Below are 18,563 nucleotides of genomic sequence, written 5' to 3' on the forward strand. Positions count from 1 at the left end.
AAGTGATAAATAAAAATAATAATATAACATACGAAAATTGTGGAATTCCCAATGTGGATTCTTTTTATAAAGATAAATTTGCTCATAATGTAAGCTATGACATAGAACAAAATAATTTATACGAATATAATATATTAAGTTTAAAACAAATGTATGTATATGACTATATAAAACCAAATTCAACTGTTTTAGATTTTGGGTGTGGAAGTGGTGTATTTAAAATATTAAAAAAACTCAATACCTATATTGTAGGCATTGATATGTCTATAATTGCTCTTGAAAATGCAAAAACATTAAATAACTATGATGAAGTATATTCTCTAGATATTTTTGATGATTTTTATGATAAGTTTCAAAACCATTTTGATTATATTATTTCATCTGATGTTTTTGGACATATTGAATTTATGCATAAAGATAAAGTGATACAAAGACTTAAACAGCTTCTTAAAAAAGATGGAACTATGATTCATGGTATAGAAACAGGTGATATAAAGTACAATGAACTTTCAATTGAAGATAGAACAAAGTTTGCTATAGTTGATGGACATGTTGGCATGGAATCTGAAGAAACTACAACAAAAAGATTTCAACAATATTTTCAAAATGTAAATACATATACTCCTTATGGTATCGTAAATGATTTAGAAGAGATTATTAAGCAAAGTCAAAGTTATGATGTCTCTTATTTAGACCCTAAATTAATCGATTATTTAAAAAGTAAGGTAAAAGATAAAAGTTTTTTAGATGCTTTTAATATCAGTCAATACTGTGCGCATAAAGCTTATGAAGAAACAACACCTTCAAACACATTTTTTAATTTATATGGTTTTAGTTTTTTAGTATGTAGTGATAAAAATATTATAAAATATTCTCATGATAAACCACAATCAAATATCCAGTTTAGTACACATTTTTATCAAGAAGAAAAACTAAATGATATTTTATTTAGGTGGTCTCAACCTTATAGCTATATAAATCTTTCGCATATAAAAAATATCAAACTGATGTTAAATTCATATATCCCAGCATATACACAAAAAGAGCAAAATATAAGAATTTTAATAAATGGAAAGATAGTAAAAACTTTACTTTTTACAAATGAGATAAATAGTTTAGAATACACTTTTGTCAATGAAGAAAAACTTTCAAATATTAAAATAGAATTTTACGCTGATTCAAGTTTTACTCCTTTGCTTTTTGAAGAAAATGATGATAATAGAGTCTTGGCTTTTAATCTATCAATTTTGGCAAAGGAAACATTATAATGAAAATAGTAATCATAGCTCCAAGTCCTGTACCTTTTGGTGTAGGTGGAGCAGAAAAACTTTGGTGGGGAATGCAAGAGTATATTAATAAAAATACTACAAACCAATGTGAACTTATAAAAATACCCACAAAAGAAAACTCTTTTTGGGACCTTATCGAATCATATTACAAGTTTTACAAACTTGACCTTTCCCATTTTGATATGGTTATTTCTACAAAATATCCTGCATGGATGATACAACATCAAAATCATCATGTGTATTTACAACATTGTCTAAGAGGACTTTATGATACTTATCATTTTTCACAAAAACCTCTTATTGTAGAATCAGAACACAAAAAAGTAAATGAAATTATATATTATTTAGAAAATAAAGATACTACTATAGATACAGTATTTACTTTACTTTTTGAATTACAAAAAGATGCAAGTGTGCCACAAGATACTTATGATTTTCCCGGACCTTTTATACGGCAAATTATTCACTTTTTAGATAATAAAACTATGCAAAATGTAGAAAGTTTCCAAGCAATATCTCAAACAGTAATAAATAGAAAAGAGTACTTTCCTAAAGGTTCTATAGTAGAAAAAAACTTTCATCCTTCAAATTTAAGTAATTTACATAATGAATCGTATGATTATTTTTTTACAGCAAGTAGACTAGATACAGCAAAAAGAATAGAGATGATAATTAGTGCATATAAAAAATCAAGCACAACTATTCCTTTAAAAGTAGCAGGTGCTGGTCCTTTAACAAAACAGATGAAAGAATTAGTAAAAGATGATAATCGCATAGAAATGTTAGGTTTTATAAGTGATGAAGAACTTATACTGCACTACTCAAAAGCTTATGCTGTTTTATTTGTACCTTATGATGAAGATTACGGTCTTATAACAATAGAAGCAGCTATGTCTGAAAAGCCAGTTTTGACTTTTGATGATGCAGGTGGGGTAGTAGAGTTTATAGAAAATGAAAAAACAGGTTTAGTATGTAAACCAGATGTAAACGAGTTAAGCAAAAATATTGACTATATTTCTGAAAATACTGAATTATGTAAAACTATGGGACAAAATGCAAAGAAAGCTGTAGAAAATATTACATGGAAAAATACTATTGAAAATTTACTTAAAAATAGTAAGAAAAAGTTAAAGTTAACAGTTGCAACAACATATCCAGTATATCCTCCAAGAGGTGGGGGACAAAATAGAGTATTTTATCTTTACAAAGAGTTAGCAAAAACTATGGTAGTAGATATAGTTTGTATTGTTAATGCAGATCAAGAATACACTAAAGTTAAAATAGCGAAAAATTTATATGAAATTAGAGTACCAAAATCTTATTTACATCAAGAAAAAGAAGATGAGATGCGCGAAAAAGCTGGTATTCCTGTTACTGATATAGCTATGTTATATTTAGCAGATGAAACACCTGCATATAAAGATGCTATTGCAAGTTCTTATGAAAACTCTAACTTTCTAATTGCAACTCAAGTGTATACCTATGGTATTTGTAGAAGTATTACAAATGATGCTATTATCCATGATTCTCAAAATGTAGAATATAATCTAAAAAAACAGATGCTTCAAGATACTCCATATAATAGAGAACTTTTAGAAACAGTATTTATAGCAGAAAAAGAAGCTGCAAATAATAGTATTTTTACTACTGTTTGTGCAAATGAAGATGCTTTGACTATGGAAAAAATATATGGATTTAATCCTAAAAAATCTTTACTCGTAGCAAATGGAGTAGATCTTCATACTGTAAACTTTATGTCAAAAGTGCAAAGAGATTCTATGAAAACAAAACTTGGTCTTGATAATCAGAAATTAGTACTTTTCATAGGAAGCTGGCACCAGCCTAATATTGACGCAGTTGATGAGATCTTTATACTTGCAAATAAATTACCAGAATATAAGTTTCTTATTATGGGTACAGTAGCTAACTATTTTAAAAGTGAAAATAAAATGCATTTAAAACCTGAAAATGTAGGATTTACAGGTATGTTAAATGACCTAGAAAAAGAATATGTATTAAGTACAGTCGATATAGCAATAAACCCTATGCTTACAGGTTCAGGTACAAATTTGAAAATGTTAGATTATATGGCAAATGGTATTCCTGTGTTAAGTACAAAAATAGGTGCAAGAGGTTTATCTATACCAGAAGGTTATATAGCCGTTGCCGATATTTGTGACTTTGATAAATACATAAAAGATATTCATAAATTTACTAATATAGAAAAAAGTAGAAGCTATGTAGAAGAAAACTTTTCATGGAATAAAATAAAAGAGTCTTTAGAAAACAAATTATTTAGTGTAGATAACAATTTATAATATCAAATATGACAGAAATTTATATAGATATTACTCAATATATAACTAATCGTTTAAATACAGGTATTCAAAGAGTTGTAAAAGAATATTTGATTAGAGAAGTAAAACAAAACAAAAACTTATATGTTTTGTTTTATGATTTAAAAAACAAAAACTTTTCTCAAATACAAAATGATGAAGTACTATGTTTTCTTGAAAATGTAGCTAAATATGAGTTTAAAAATATTTCTAAGATAGATATTTTTAAAGAAAACAAAAACAAAAAAATATTTTTTGATATTGATTCTGTTTGGAATTCTCCATTGAAAAGAGATGGCTTTTATAAAGAGCTAAAAGAAGGAAATTTTTTAATATATAATTTTATATATGATTTAATTCCTATATTATTTCCTCATTTTATGTATGAACAAACTATCAATAATTTTAAACCATATATAGACTCTATTTTTAAGTATAGTGATTTTGTATTCTTTGATTCGAACTCAGCAATGCAAGACTTTTCAAAAATACAAGAAAAATCAAACTTTCCCCGTAAAATAAATAAAAAAGTGATATATCTAGGTTCAGATTTTAATACTAGTAAAAATGTTGAAGAATCAAGATCATCAAAATATGAAAAATTATTATCAAAAAAATATATACTATTTGTTGGAACACTTGAACCTAGAAAAAACCAAGAACTAATACTAGATGCTTTTGATGAGTTATATAAAAATAATCCAGATCTAAATTTGATATTCATAGGTAAAATTGGATGGAATGTAGAAAATCTTGTCTACAAAATAAATAATCATAAACTTAAAGACAAAAATCTATTTCATTTACTTGATGTAGAAGATAGTACGCTAAATAAGTTTTATCAAAATGCATATATAGTAACTTATTTATCACATTATGAAGGATATGGCCTTCCAATAATAGAATCACTACAATATTGCAATATTACACTAGTTTCAAAAAACAGTTCTATGCCAGAAGTAGGGGGAATATACGTAGAATATATAGAAAACAACTCAAAAAAAAGTATTATATCAATAATTAATCAATATCTAAAAAATCAAGCTCTGTATACATCAAAAAAAAGTAAAATAAAAGATGGTTTTAAAGCTAAAAATTGGGAACTTTTTTACTTTAAAATAAGCAAGTATTTAACTTAGTTTAAGTTTATACTTGATACAATATCTGAGTTTCGCCTAGGAACGCATGCTGTCAATCTAGTCTTAGATCACTAGCGTGTCAAAATTAAAAAAAACAAATGACATCTAGCTGGACTAGATATCCTAGGAATGAACTTAATTAAGGAGAATATATGGCATTTAACACAAATCAGGCAATCGTTGCAGAATATTACGTTGCGGCGTTAGGAAGACTACCAGATCAAGCTGGTTTTGAATACTGGACATCACAATTAGACGCAGGTATGACACCTGATGCATTAATGGGTTTATTTTTAGATAGAAGCTTCCCAGAGGTTGCAACAAGATATCCAGAAACACAAACAAATGGTGAATTTATAGCAAGTGTATATTCAAGTACATTTGGAAGAGAAGCTGATGCAGAAGGTTTAACATACTGGACAGCTCAATTAGATACAAAAACTCAAACACAAGTATTAGCAGAAATGTTAGCTGTAGCTAAAGATCCAGCAAATACAGTTGATGCAGCTTACCTTGCAGCACAAAAAGCTCTTGCTGAGGATGCTTTAGATACTACTGTTGTTACTCCAGAGGTTCCAGGTGTTGTAGGTTCAACATTTGAATTAACAGGATCAACTGATAAATTAGTTGGTACAGATGACAATGATACATTTGAAGCTGGTTTAGTTCAAAGTGAACTTACTGGTGCTGTAGCAAATGCACTTTCTACTGCTGATAAAATTGATGGTGGAGCTGGTACAGATACATTAAATGCTGAATTAGTTAGACAATTTTCATTTAACGGTGACGTTAGTGAAGTTTCACCTAAGACTACAAGTGTTGAAATCGTAGAATTTAATGCACAAGATACTACATCTAATGGTATTGCAAATACTATTACAGTTGATGCAGAAAAAATGACTGGTGTTGAAAAAATCGGTTCTTACTACTCAGATGGTGATTTAGTTATTGAAAACTTAAATACATTAACTGATGCTGGTACAATTAGAAATACATCTGACATGACTATTACTATGAATCATACAGATAACTTTAATTCTGATGAAGATGCTTCAGATTTAACAGTTTATTTTGATGAAGATTACTTAAATAATACTACTAGTACTGGTAACTCTGCTTTAACAATTAACATGATTAATACTCTTAACTTAAAATTAGCTAATGGTTCTTCAGTTATTCAAGGTTTTGATGCTCTTACATTTAGTGTTGACTCTACATTAATTACTGTTGACGTAAATGGTTTAGAACTTTCTGCAGTTCAAGGTGCAATTGAAGCAGCAGTTACAGCAGCTGGATTCACAGATATTTCAGTATCAACTTATACTGAGCAAGCATACTTCGGTACAAATATTTATTATGAAGATACTGGTGTTACTTATACTGCTGGTTCTTATGCTGGTGAATATTCTGCATTCGTACTTACTAATTCAGGTTCAGAAATTTTAACTGAAGGTGGTTTCACATTAACTGATGGTCAAAAAGATGGATCACTTGCATATTCTCAAGATGATAGAGATGCAGTTGAAACTACTAACCCTATTACTATTAATGTTGAACTTGAAAAAGTTGGACAAGATGGTGAAGGTGGAAACTTAATAATTGGTGGAAAAGACCAAAATTTAGCTAGTGATGGTGAAGAAGATCAAAATGATGGTATTGAAGTTTTCAATATTACTGTAAAAGGTAACACTGATCAACCTTCTGATTTAGGTTACATTACTTCAACTGACCAAGCATTAAAAACAGTAAACGTTACTTCTGAAACTGGTTCTGTTGCTTCATTAAGAGTAAGAGATGCTTTCCAAGGTACTACAGCTAATACTATAGATACTGAAGGTTTAGATACATTTAATGCTAATACATTCATGGGAACTAATTTAGTAATTGGTGATGTTGATGCTGCTGAAAATATTAATACATTTACAGCTACTTCATCTACTAATGTTACATTAAATGAAGAAATTAACGGTCTTGAAAATGGTGTTAAATATACTGTTGCTACAGGTTCTGGTAAAGATGAAATTACTGTTGATTTAGATGGTGATGCTGTTGATACAATTGGTGAAGGTTTTGCAGTTAGTACAGGTGCAAATGATGATATCGTTACTGTTAATATGCAAGGTTCAGGTGCTGCTAATGCTGGTGTTTCTGTTGAAACAACTGCAGATTTAAATAACTTATCAATTGCAACTGGTTCAGGTGCTGATATGGTTACTTTAATTGGTGGTACAGATACTGCTGTTATAGATGGTGATGCAGATTTCAATATCACTACAGGTGCTGATTCTGATATGGTATACATTAACTCAATTAATGATGCTGCTAGTGCTGATGCTGCTAAAGGTCAATGGATTGTAGGTACTAACACTGCTGCTTCTGTTGAAACAGTTTATTACAAAGCTATTTTAACTGTTGATTTTGCTGGTTTTGAACAAGCAATAGCTATTAATACAACTGCAGCAAATAACTTTGTTGCAACACAAGTTGAAATTAATGAAGCAATTATCAATGCAATTGAAGCTAATCCTGAACTATCAAGATTATTAACAACTGAATTAGGAACTGGTACTCAAGAATTAACAATTGATTCTGTAATTGAAGGTGCAAATGAATTAAATATTTCTATTGCTCAACCAAATTACTTAACAACTGATATTTTATCTACAGATGTTTCAGCACTTAATGCTGGATATGTTCAAACTGGTGTGACTACATCTGTTTTATCTGATACTGCGGCTGAAATTTCAGGAATTATTGCTACTAATGCAACTGACGTTGCTACTGTAGTAGGAACTGGTACACTTGGTGGTTCTGCTGATGAAACTGCTGTAACTAATGTTTCTACAATTGATTTAGGTGCAGGTGCTAATGATTTAGTTGTTCTTAACTCTAATGAAGCATCAACTCAAACAATTGTATTCTCTGCAACTTGGGGAAAAGTTTCTGTAGTTAATTTTGAAACTACTGGTGATTCTATTGCACATACTGTTGCTGAAGCTGCTGATACTAATATTAATATGTTAGATTTCACTGCTTGGTTAGATGACGAAGTTTCACCTTCAGGTTCTACTTTATCAAATACTGCTGTTGCAACAACTTATGCTACTGCTACAACTTTAGGTCAAAATACTGTTGTTGCTGTTGATTTTGCAACACAAATTGATGCTATTGATGGTTCAGCTACTAACACTTTTGCTACATTAACTGATGCTGAAGTATTAGCTGCACTTAATGCAGATGCAACTTTTGCAACTGTTGTAGATGCTGCAACTATAGGTACTAATGCAAGAGATTCAATTTTATTAATTGAAAATACTGCAAACTTAGGTGAGTACAAAGCATATAACGTTACTTATTCTGATAATGCTGCTGATGATGAATTTGCATCTGCAACTTTAGTTGGAACTATTGACTTTGGTAACCAAGTTGATTTAGTAACTGCTAACTTAGCTTAATAACTAACAAGTAAAATAAATTAAAAAGATTTAAGCCTTCGGGCTTACTTCTTAATGATTTAAGCTTTACAATTAAACCTCACTTTCTTTTAGTAGAAAGTGGGGTTTTTTACCTTCTATAAAGAGTTATTTAACTACTAACTTTATATAAAGGGTAAAGAATATAAATTAAATATAATAAGCCTTTAACCTATAAATAATACCAGGAGAATATATTGGCAAACAATAAAACAGTAACTATAAACGAAAAAAAGTACAATGAAAAAGATTTAAGTAAAAAAGCATTAAGTACAGTAGAATCTTTAAAAGTAACAAACCAAGAGATAGAAAGAATAGAAGATAAATTAGCAATTGCAAAAACAGCAAGAAGTGCATATGGAATCTCTTTAACACCAAACCTACCAAAACCAGCTGCAGCTAATAAGAAAAAAGATGTAGTAACAATCAATGATAAGAAATACGCATATGCTGATATGAATGAAAAAGCTATGGCAGATATTATGTCAATATCAATAGTAGATAAAAAGATAGCAGATTTAGAATCAGACTTAGCAATTACAAAAACAGCTAAAAACCTTTACACAAAATCTTTAATTGAAGAAGTAAAGTAAACCTTAATCTATAAAGACTCAAATTCAATTTTAAGAGTTTGAGTTTTTTATTTTCTAGTAGAAAGAATATCTTAACAGAAACTTAGTTATATAAATCATAAACATATTTAGCTGTAATAGCATCTTGTAGCGCTACACCTGTAGAAATAAATAATACTTTTTTATTTAAAGGTTTTTCATTTATTAAATCTCTTAATTCGAGGACATCATCTTTTTCTATAAGATTGTTTTTTTCCCATTTTTTCATATCTCCCAAAAGTAGAGATTGCTTTGAATCTGTAATTATCTGAAAATCATTGACTATACTAGAATCTAATTCTGATAAATTATCAGCGTCTGCACCTATACTACTTATAAATTCAATATTTTTACTATTTTCTTTATTTAAAATAGATTTCTCTGAATTTGTACATAAAAATACTGAATTTGTGCTATTGAATACTTCTTCAGATGTATCTTTTATTATTATTTTTAATGTGGGAGCGTGAATCTTACATAATTGAATAAAATTATCTGTATTTTTAATATCATAACAATATAAAGTATTTATCTTTAAATATTTATGCAAAATTAATGCAGTATAAAAACCAATCCTTCCTGCCCCTATTATAGAAATAGCATTTTCTTTGTGATATTCATATAAAGTATAAGCTAAAACACTGATTGCTGCAGTTCTAAATGAGGATAAAATACATGCATCTATTGCTACATAAATATAATTATCATACCAATCAAGTAAAAGCATCTTTCCTACACTAATCTTATCTTTTATGAAGTTATTTTCTTCATTTGTACCTATTATTTTTACTGCTTTTATTTTTTCATTTTTATTTATGATACAAGGCATTATTCTAAAATCACCTTTAATATTATCTACACTATAAATACTTTTAGTAGGTAAGGTAATAAGACTTTGATCTAAAGCCCAATCATTATAAAATTTTTTTAAATTTCTCATAAACTGCGAAATATCTTTTGTAAGTATATTATGAACTGTTAGGTCATCAATAAGTTTAAAAGGTTCATCTTCTATTCTTAAAAGTTTTTTTAAATGGTTATTATTTTTCATTATTAATTTCCTCTTTCTCTAAAATAATTATTTCATCGTAATCTGAACTATTTATTATTTGAAAATCATTATTTTGAATTACTATAATAAGTTCATCAATATCTTTCTGTAAGAGAAGATGATCTATTCTTTCTTTTAATAATATGGTTTCATAATATATTTCTATCCCTGAAGATGAAAATGTTTTATCATGAGTTGTAACATAAGATACTATACCTTTATTTAGACTTTTCTCTTGTAGTTGTTTCGCTTTATTTAAAGCTTCATTTTTACCTATTATAGCTTTAATAGGTATTTTACCATCATTTCTAATTATAGTTTTAACAAAGCTAATAATTTTATCTTTTGTAAAGTCATCTCTTCCTAATTGTGGAGCAAAATTAACTTCATTTATAATAGCACCATTTTTGTGCCATGGTATAGATATATCTTCTGAAATAACATCTATACCTGCTACATCCATACCAAAAAGATTAGCAGCTCTTAAGGCGATATCAATATTTTCAGGATGTATATTATTTGTTAAGTCTTCATTTCTCCCTCCATCTTGAGTAGATTCTATTTTTCTTAATGGAATCCAAATATCTTTTTCAGGTATAGAATCTAAAGTTAAGTTTAACTTTGAAAGAACTTCTATTGTTAATTTATCACAAGGATAAGGTTCAGTTCTTTTCCATGTCACTAATAATTCATTTTTAAGGTTTTCTTTTCCTATTAATTCTTCTATTTTTGATATGCCATCACCTTTAATAGACTTTGGATGTCTTTTTACAACATATAAAATAGTTTGTTTTACAATAAAAATACGATAACAAGTACCTTTTACTTGTTTTTCCACAAGAATTTGACCTGATTTAGAAAAAGTTTTTGCTTTCTCAAAAGCTTTGTAAAGTTGTTGAACATTTTCTATATCAATATATACACCTCTTCCTTCATTTTCATCTACTGGTTTTACGACTAAGGGAAAACCTATGATTTCTGAAGCATTAAGACATTGTTCTTTTTTATTAATTAGTTTATGAATAGGATAAGGTAATCCTAAGTCTTTTAACATTAACGCAGTAATCATTTTATTGCCAACTACTTGAGAACCAATTTTTGAGTCACTACCTATAGAACTACTTAATAATTGTACTGATTCTTTTCCTTCTCCTATTACATATAAACCTCTACCTAGATGTCGATATGGGATACCAAGATTATAAACTGTTTCTAAAATAACAATTGATGATTTTGATGAACCTGCAATATTTAAATGAGGTTTTATTATTTTTTTCTGAATAATATTATTTAAAATTGAAATATTACTTTTACTAATAGGTTTTATCAAAAAATTAAAAAATATATTTAAAGATTCGTTAAATATATTTTTATAAGCATTGATTGATATATATTTTATAGATTTTAAAGAAATAATAATCCTTGTTTTCTTTGTCTTTTTATTATCTTCAAATTCTTCTATTAGACCTTCTTCAAATATTGGTATTTTAATTGCTTGCAAAAAGGATAAGTTTAATTTTAATACTCTTTGTATAACTGTTTTTAAATTGATATCTTTTTTTGTTAGCTCATCAATATTAATTAAAAAAAATTTTGTTAAATAGTTATCAATATTCTTTTTATTGTTATCTGTTAGATTGATATTATTAGGTATTTCAAAATTTATAAGTATATTTTCTTTCATTATCTTAAAGCCTTTATATTTTTCATTAACGAATTAATTATGATTATAATATAATTAGAGATATTAATCAATTTATTTTAAGTGAATTCTTCTTATTTAATATGGTACTATTTAATTTAAAATTAATTAGTGTCAGAGTCAAATTAAGTTGAATGAAAGTAATAATGATATATTATTCCAAATAAATTAATAAGAGGAATATATATTTGGCTAGAAAAACAAGAATATCTTTACCTAATATTCCTCAACATATTATAAAAAAAAGTTTAAATGAAAAGATAATCTTTCATGATAAAGAAGATTATACAAAATTTTCTGAGTTTATGTTTATTTCTGCAGAGAAATTAGATGTAAAAATATATTCATATATTTTTATGGAAAAATATTTTGAATTATTAATAAGTTCTCATATAAGTGAAAATATTTCAAAGTTTATGCAAACTTTAGGTAGAAATTATGTTTTCTATTATAATAAAAAATATAACAGAAGTGGAACAATTTGGGAGGGTAGATATAAAACATCCTTAGTTGAAGTTGAATATTATGCAGAAAAAGTAAGCTTGTATATTGATAATATTGCAATAAAAAACAATCTTGTAAATACTATTTCTTCAAGCTTAAAAAAGAAAAAAAAGATTTCTTTAAGTGATTTTGATAAAAAGTTTATAGAAAAAAGTTTACAAAGTGAAACTATTACAGGAAGTGATAGTTTTATAAAATCATTAGAAAATATTGTTGGAAAGACTCTAGTTTCAAAAAAAAGAGGAAGACCTAAAAATACTAATATTCAAGGAAATAAAATGTATAAAAAATTAGAATTATTAAGTAAAGAAAAACATAGTAATTTAAAAATTAAACCTTTGTCAAACTTATTGTTTGCAAAGAATATGGCATCTATACCTGTTTTAATAAGTGAAACAGAAAAAATAATGACTACCTTTCCAATAGTTTTTACAGCAGATGAAAATCCATCTTTAATTGCTATTACAGCTTTAGGCAATGACAATTTAGCAATTACAGAAGATGGCAGATGGATTACTAACTATATTCCAGCTGTTTATAGAAAATACCCATTTACTTATGTAAATGTAAAAGAAAATACAGAACAAAAAGCTGTTGCTATTGATATTGAAGCTGAAATAATATCGACAGATGTTGGAAATACATTATTTGATGAAGACAAAGAACAAACACAACTTTTAAAAGATACTATACAATTTTTGACATCTTATGAACAAGAAACTATGAAAACAAAGAGTTTAGTAAAAATTATAGCAGATGCTAATATTTTAGAAGATAGAGAAATTAGTGTTGGTGAAGGTGCAGAAAAAAAAGTTTTAGTAAAAGGTTTCAAAGTAGTTGATAGAGAAAAGTTAAATGCACTAGATGATGCAACTTTAGCTTCATGGGTAAGAAATGGAATAATTTCATTTATAAACTTGCATATTAAATCATTAGATAATATGCAAACTTTGATGGATTTATCATCACAAAAAAATAGTTAAATTTTAGGATAACTTAATGGCACAAAATAATAAAAAAGTTGATGATATAGAATATTCAGAACTTAAAGAAACGATAAGTAAAGCAAAAAAATCTATAATTATGGTAGGTTTTTTTAGTATGTTTATAAACCTTTTGATGTTAGTACCACCCTTATATATGTTACAATTATATGATAGAGTAGTTGCAAGTAGAAGTGAATCTACACTAATAATGCTTACTTTAATTGTTGTTATATTATTTATTACTATGGGTTTACTTGAAGTTGTAAGATCAAGAGTTCTTATCAAGTTTGGAAATAAGTTTTCGAATCTTTTAAGTGATAGAGTATTTGATAGTAGTTTTGAACTAGCAAATAAAAAACCTGAATCAGCATCTTCACGTTTAATGGGTGATTTAATGCAAATTAGACAGTTTTTAAGCGGAAATGGTTTATTTGCATTTTTTGATGCTCCATGGATTCCTATATATATTGGAGTATTATTTTTATTTCATACTTATTTTGGTATTTTTGCAATTTTTGCAGCTATTGTATTAGTTATATTTACACTTTTAAATGAATATACAACAAAAGAAAAAATGAATGAAGCAAATAGTTTAAACAGAGAATCTATGATGCAATTAGAATCAAGCCTAAGAAATGCAGAAGTTGTAAATGCTATGGGTATGAAAACAAATATTAGAAAAAAATGGCAAACTAAATATTTTGGTTTTTTAAATGCCCAAAATGATGCAAGTACAAAAGCTAGTATTTGGTCAAATACTTCTAAAACTTCAAGAATGTTTTTTCAATCTATGATGTTAGGTCTTGGTGCATATTTAGCTATTAATATGGAATTAAGTGCTGGTATGATGATTGCAGGTTCTATTCTTATGGGTAGAGCATTAGCTCCACTTGATTTAATGATTAATACTTGGAAAGGTTTTAGTGGTGCAAGAATGTCTTTTAAAAGAGTTGATGAGCTATTAAAAGACTTTCCAAAAGATAAAGATTATATGGAATTACCATCACCAAAAGGTGTATTATCAATTGAAAATGTTTTTGCAAAACCACCTGCATCTGACAATTATTCACTTCAAGAATTAAGTTTAAAAGTAGAAAAAGGTGATATTGTAGGAGTAGTTGGACCAAGTGCTGCAGGAAAATCAACTTTTGCTAGAATTGTTTTAGGAGTATGGCCAGTAGCTCATGGAACAGTAAGAATGGATGGAGCTGATATCTCTCAATGGGATAGAGAGCATTTAGGTAAATTTATTGGTTACTTACCTCAAGATATTGAATTATTTGAAGGTACTATTAGTGAAAATATTGCAAGATTTTCAGAAGTTGATTCTAAAAAAGTAATTGAAGCTGCAATGAAAGCTGGTGTTCATGATATGATTTTAAGATTAGCAGATGGTTATGATACAGTTATCGGAAAAGCAGGAATGACACTTTCAGGAGGTCAAAGACAAAGAATAGGACTTGCTCGAGCAATTTATGATAATCCTGTATTTATAGTGCTTGATGAACCTAATTCAAATTTAGATGATCAAGGTGAAATTGCATTATTAAAAACAGTTGAAGAATTGAAAAAAACAAATACTACAATGATTATTATTACACATAGACCAAATATTTTAAAAGCAACAAATAAACTTGCAATGATGAATAATGGAAAAGTTGAAAAGTATGGAAATACAAATGAAATTTTTGCCTCAATAGCTCAGCAAAAAGCTCAAGCAAGTGCAGCACAACAAACGCAAGCAGCACAGCAAAAACCTAAAACGACTCAACAAATTACATTAAGTAAGCCAGGGAGCTAGGAATGAATTTAGAAAATAATTTACAACAAAATAATATGCCATCAGATGATGATTCTAAAGTAATTGCTTTTGGATTGACTTTATTAATAGTAGTCTTTGTAATTTGTGGTGGCTGGATGGCTTTTGCACCTTTACAAAGTTCTTCTGTTGCAATAGGAGAAGTATCTGCTGGTACAGAGAAAAAAGTAGTTCAGCATTTACAAGGTGGAACAATTAGTGAAATTCTTGTAAAAGAAGGAGCTATAGTTAAAAAAGATGATGTTTTAATTAAACTTGATATTTTACAAAGTAAAGCTCAATTAGATGCATATAAAAGACAATATATGGATTCACTAGCTTCTTTTTCAAGATTAGTTGCACAAAGAGATGATTTAGATTCTATTAATTTCCCAAGTGAGGTTACTAATTTAAATATAATTCAAGACCAAGAAAATATATTTTATACAACAACTAGAAGTTTAAAAGATCAAAAAGAAATTACTGAGCAAAGGATTGTTCAATTAAGAAATCAAATTTCAGGTCTTAAATCTTTAAATAATGTAAGAACTAATAGAATAAAATCATTAAGTGATGAGTTAAAAGAATGGGAATCTCTATATGCACAAAAACTTGTAGACAAGATTAAAATTAGAGATATTAATAGAGAAATAAACTCTTTAAAAGGGGATATTGCAAGTAATAAATCTGATATATCTAGACTTGGTGAACAAATTAATGAGATGAAAACCCAACAGTTATTAACTGAAAAAGAGTATAGAAATACAGTTTTAGATCAAATTGTTCAAGTAAAAAATATTATGTCTGATTTAAAGTCTAAAATTGATAGTTTTGAAGATGTTATCTCAAAATCAGATATTAAAGCTCCAACAAGTGGAATTGTAGTAGGTTTAAAGGCGCATACTGAAGGCTCAGTTATAAGACCTGGTACTGATATTTTAGAAATAGTTCCCGAAAATTCGGATCTAATAGTAATTGCAAGAGTTCAAATTACCGATATAGATAAAGTTAAAATAGGACTTCTTTCTGATATTAGATTTTCAGCATTTAATTTGCAAAATGCACATGTAATTGAGGGTGAGATTATTTATGTATCTGCTGATAGATTTACAGATGAATCAACTGGTGAACCATATTATGAAGCAAAAATTAAAGTTACACCTGAAGGAATGACTCAATTAGAAAAGTTTGGTTTCAAACTTTTACCTGGTATGCCAGCTGAAGTAATGATTAATATTGGTGAGAGAACGCCATTGAGTTATTTAGTTAAACCATTTACAGATATGCTTTCTAGGGGATTTAATGAAGAATAAAATTTCAAAAGTTTTACTTACAACACTTATTTATGGAAGTGTTGCAAGTGCTTCCTATACTACGCCAAGTGATGCTTATAAAGCTGCAATTAATAATTCGACTAAAGTATCTTCTTCTAAGTATTTATTTGAATCAAAAGAAGAAGGTTTAAATGAGATTTATGCAAGATTATATCCTCAGATTGAAGGTAGTGTTTCTTTATCAAGAACAGACTATGAAAGAAATGAGTTAATAAATAGTAGCGATCCTTATATAAAAGAAGAGTCTACTGATTTAAATATATCTTTAGATCAAGTTCTTTTTGACCAATCTTTATTTTCACAAATTGATGTTGAAAAGTCAAAAGTAAAAATTTCTTCATATGATTTTGAACTATCAAAGCAAAAAATTGCAACAGAAACTTTAAATACATATATGAGTGTTTTAAATTCAAAAAATAAGATTTCACTTTTAGAATCAAACTTAGAATATGTAAGTCAAAATCTAAATATGATTGAAAAAAAGTATTCTATGAATTTAGTAACAAAAATGGATTACTTAAAAGTAAATGTTGAATATCAAAAATCTAGGATTTCTCTAATTCGTGAGGAAAAAAATTATGAAGTTATGTTTAGAAAATTACAAGATATAACGAAACTAGAAAATATTGAAATACCTGATATTAATTTAAATTCTTTATCTGATGAGTTTATGCACAATATTCTAAATGTTGTTAATATTAATACAAGTATAGACAAAAATATTAATATTTTGCAATCAAGAACAGCTGTAAAAATGGCAAGTGATGACATAACAAGTGCAAAAGCTGGACATTTACCAACACTTGATATTAATGCAAGATATACTCAGTATATTTCAAATGATGCTACTTCTGATTATGAAAATTATGGAAGCGCAATGTTAAGGTTAAGAATTCCATTTTTTAAAGGTGGAGCAACATCTTCAAGAGTGGCATCAAAACAACTTATAAAAAAAGCAGCAGTTGAAGATGTAAAAACAATTGAAGATGAAACTAACATAAAATTAAATGAAAATGTTAACAAATTAAAAAATGAGATTGAAACTTTAAAAATGTATAAAGAAGCCTTAATTTCTGGTCAAACTTATCTTGATTCAATTCAATTAGCTTATGAAAAAGGTTTGAGAAATATTGTAGAACTATATGATGCAAAAAATAAACTTTTTGAAATAAAATTTGATTACATACAAAGTGTACAAGAAATGACAAATTTATATGTAGAGTTTTTAATTTTAACAAATAATTTAAATAATTTAGATTTAATTGATAATATTGTGTCTAAAACTGAAGAATAGGAAGAATGATGAAAAAAGCGATAATTACAGGTATTACAGGACAAGATGGAGCTTACTTAGCTGCCTTACTTTTAGAAAAAGGTTATGAAGTTTATGGTACATATAGAAGAACTTCTTCTGTTAATTTTTGGAGAATTGAAGAACTAGGAATAAAAGATCATAAAAATCTTAATTTAGTAGAGTATGACTTAACAGATCAATCAAGTAGTATTAGAATTGTTTCAGAAATCAATCCAGATGAAATATATAATTTAGCTGCTCAAAGTTTTGTTGGTGTATCTTTTGAACAACCATTAGCAACTGCACATATTACAGGACTTGGTTGTGTTCATTTACTTGAAGCGATTAGAATTATAAATCCAAAAATTAAATTTTATCAAGCTAGTACATCTGAAATGTTTGGAGATGTTCAAGAAATTCCACAAACAGAAAAAACACCATTTTGGCCAAGAAGTCCTTATGGGGCTGCAAAAATGTATGCACATTGGATGGTTGTAAACTATAGAGAATCTTATGATATTTTTGCAACAAGTGGAATTCTTTTTAATCATGAATCACCATTAAGAGGACAAGAGTTTGTAACAAGAAAAATTACAGATTCTGTAGCAAAAATCAAACTTGGAAAATTAGGTCATATGGAACTTGGAAATATGGATGCAAAAAGAGATTGGGGTTTTGCAAAAGATTATGTAGAAGGTATGTATCTTATGCTACAAGCTGATAAACCTGATACTTATTTATTAGCTACAAACAGAACAGAAACTGTAAGAGATTTTGTTGAAATGTCATTTAAAGCAGCTGGAATTGAAATAGAATTTCAAGGAAAAGCTGAAGATGAAATAGCAATTGATAAAGCTACAGGAAAAACTCTTGTAAAAGTAAATCCAAAATTTTATAGACCAGCAGAAGTTGATATTCTTATTGGAAATCCACAAAAAGCTAAAGATGAACTAGGATGGGAACCAAAATGTACACTTGAAGAATTATGTGCAATGATGGTAAAAGAAGATTTAAGAAGAAATGAAATAGGTTTTTCTTTTTAAGTT

The 18,563-nt window shown here is 27.7% G+C and carries 12 protein-coding genes; 10 read left to right on the top strand and 2 right to left on the bottom strand.

Features of this window, described 5'->3' with window-relative positions; all coding sequences use genetic code 11:
• The first annotated feature begins 2 nt into the window (after positions 1-2).
• From KO488_RS05685 to KO488_RS05705, 5 genes are all read left to right on the top strand, one after another.
• On the top strand, positions 3-1,268 hold the full coding sequence (locus KO488_RS05685) for a class I SAM-dependent methyltransferase (protein ID WP_216057829.1): 1,266 nt from the start codon (positions 3-5) through the stop codon (positions 1,266-1,268).
• Positions 1,268-3,607 (top strand): glycosyltransferase, encoded by a 2,340-nt coding sequence (locus tag KO488_RS05690; protein WP_216057830.1) that lies wholly within the window; start codon positions 1,268-1,270, stop codon positions 3,605-3,607. The genes KO488_RS05685 and KO488_RS05690 overlap by 1 nt, the downstream gene beginning before the upstream one ends.
• An 8-nt stretch (positions 3,608-3,615) precedes the next feature.
• The gene (locus tag KO488_RS05695) at positions 3,616-4,764 is read left to right on the top strand and encodes a glycosyltransferase family 4 protein (RefSeq protein ID WP_216057831.1); all 1,149 of its coding nucleotides are present in this window, start codon (positions 3,616-3,618) and stop codon (positions 4,762-4,764) included.
• Between the two features lie 152 nt (positions 4,765-4,916).
• Entirely contained in the window at positions 4,917-8,219 is a 3,303-nt protein-coding gene (locus KO488_RS05700) for a DUF4214 domain-containing protein (RefSeq protein WP_216057832.1), read from the top strand.
• Between the two features lie 215 nt (positions 8,220-8,434).
• Positions 8,435-8,830 carry a DUF6447 family protein gene (locus KO488_RS05705; protein ID WP_216057862.1) on the top strand — a complete coding sequence of 132 codons (396 nt, stop codon included), beginning with the start codon at positions 8,435-8,437 and terminating at the stop codon, positions 8,828-8,830.
• Between the two features lie 82 nt (positions 8,831-8,912).
• Here KO488_RS05705 and KO488_RS05710 read toward each other — a convergent pair whose 3' ends face one another.
• Positions 8,913-9,899, bottom strand: coding sequence for a hypothetical protein (locus tag KO488_RS05710; RefSeq protein WP_216057833.1), 987 nt, complete (start codon positions 9,897-9,899; stop codon positions 8,913-8,915).
• Positions 9,889-11,583 (bottom strand): ATP-grasp domain-containing protein, encoded by a 1,695-nt coding sequence (locus tag KO488_RS05715; RefSeq protein WP_216057834.1) that lies wholly within the window; start codon positions 11,581-11,583, stop codon positions 9,889-9,891. Before KO488_RS05715 ends, KO488_RS05710 begins: the two co-directional genes overlap by 11 nt.
• Before the next feature lie 206 nt (positions 11,584-11,789).
• On the opposite strand from KO488_RS05715, the gene KO488_RS05720 reads away from it, so the two are divergent.
• From KO488_RS05720 to gmd, 5 genes are read left to right on the top strand one after another with little or no spacing between them, the layout of a single operon-like run.
• Positions 11,790-13,088, top strand: a complete 1,299-nt coding sequence (locus tag KO488_RS05720) for a SapC family protein (RefSeq protein WP_216057835.1) — start codon at positions 11,790-11,792, stop codon at positions 13,086-13,088.
• 16 nt (positions 13,089-13,104) lie between these two features.
• A complete protein-coding gene (locus tag KO488_RS05725) occupies positions 13,105-14,892 on the top strand; it encodes a type I secretion system permease/ATPase (protein ID WP_216057836.1) in 1,788 nt (595 codons plus the stop codon).
• Positions 14,893-14,894: 2 nt separating this feature from the next.
• Positions 14,895-16,202, top strand: a complete 1,308-nt coding sequence (locus tag KO488_RS05730) for an HlyD family type I secretion periplasmic adaptor subunit (protein ID WP_216057837.1) — start codon at positions 14,895-14,897, stop codon at positions 16,200-16,202.
• On the top strand, positions 16,192-17,517 hold the full coding sequence (locus KO488_RS05735; protein ID WP_216057838.1) for a TolC family protein: 1,326 nt from the start codon (positions 16,192-16,194) through the stop codon (positions 17,515-17,517). Before KO488_RS05730 ends, KO488_RS05735 begins: the two co-directional genes overlap by 11 nt.
• A gap of 8 nt (positions 17,518-17,525) precedes the next feature.
• Positions 17,526-18,560, top strand: a complete 1,035-nt coding sequence (gene gmd, locus KO488_RS05740) for a GDP-mannose 4,6-dehydratase (RefSeq protein WP_216057839.1) — start codon at positions 17,526-17,528, stop codon at positions 18,558-18,560.
• Positions 18,561-18,563: the final 3 nt, after the last annotated feature.

Origin of the sequence: Poseidonibacter lekithochrous (assembly GCF_018861145.1) — a bacterium.
Classification (GTDB): domain Bacteria; phylum Campylobacterota; class Campylobacteria; order Campylobacterales; family Arcobacteraceae; genus Poseidonibacter; species Poseidonibacter lekithochrous_A.

Bases quoted from the DNA above. Each gene is read 5' to 3' on its own strand.
- KO488_RS05715 (WP_216057834.1), bottom strand. From the start codon at position 11,583: ATGAAAGAAAATATACTTATAAATTTTGAAATACCTAATAATATCAAT.
- KO488_RS05700 (WP_216057832.1), top strand. From the start codon at position 4,917: ATGGCATTTAACACAAATCAGGCAATCGTTGCAGAATATTACGTTGCG.
- gmd (WP_216057839.1), top strand. From the start codon at position 17,526: ATGAAAAAAGCGATAATTACAGGTATTACAGGACAAGATGGAGCTTAC.
- KO488_RS05695 (WP_216057831.1), top strand. From the start codon at position 3,616: ATGACAGAAATTTATATAGATATTACTCAATATATAACTAATCGTTTA.
- KO488_RS05725 (WP_216057836.1), top strand. From the start codon at position 13,105: ATGGCACAAAATAATAAAAAAGTTGATGATATAGAATATTCAGAACTT.
- KO488_RS05690 (WP_216057830.1), top strand. From the start codon at position 1,268: ATGAAAATAGTAATCATAGCTCCAAGTCCTGTACCTTTTGGTGTAGGT.
- KO488_RS05710 (WP_216057833.1), bottom strand. From the start codon at position 9,899: ATGAAAAATAATAACCATTTAAAAAAACTTTTAAGAATAGAAGATGAA.
- KO488_RS05735 (WP_216057838.1), top strand. From the start codon at position 16,192: ATGAAGAATAAAATTTCAAAAGTTTTACTTACAACACTTATTTATGGA.
- KO488_RS05730 (WP_216057837.1), top strand. From the start codon at position 14,895: ATGAATTTAGAAAATAATTTACAACAAAATAATATGCCATCAGATGAT.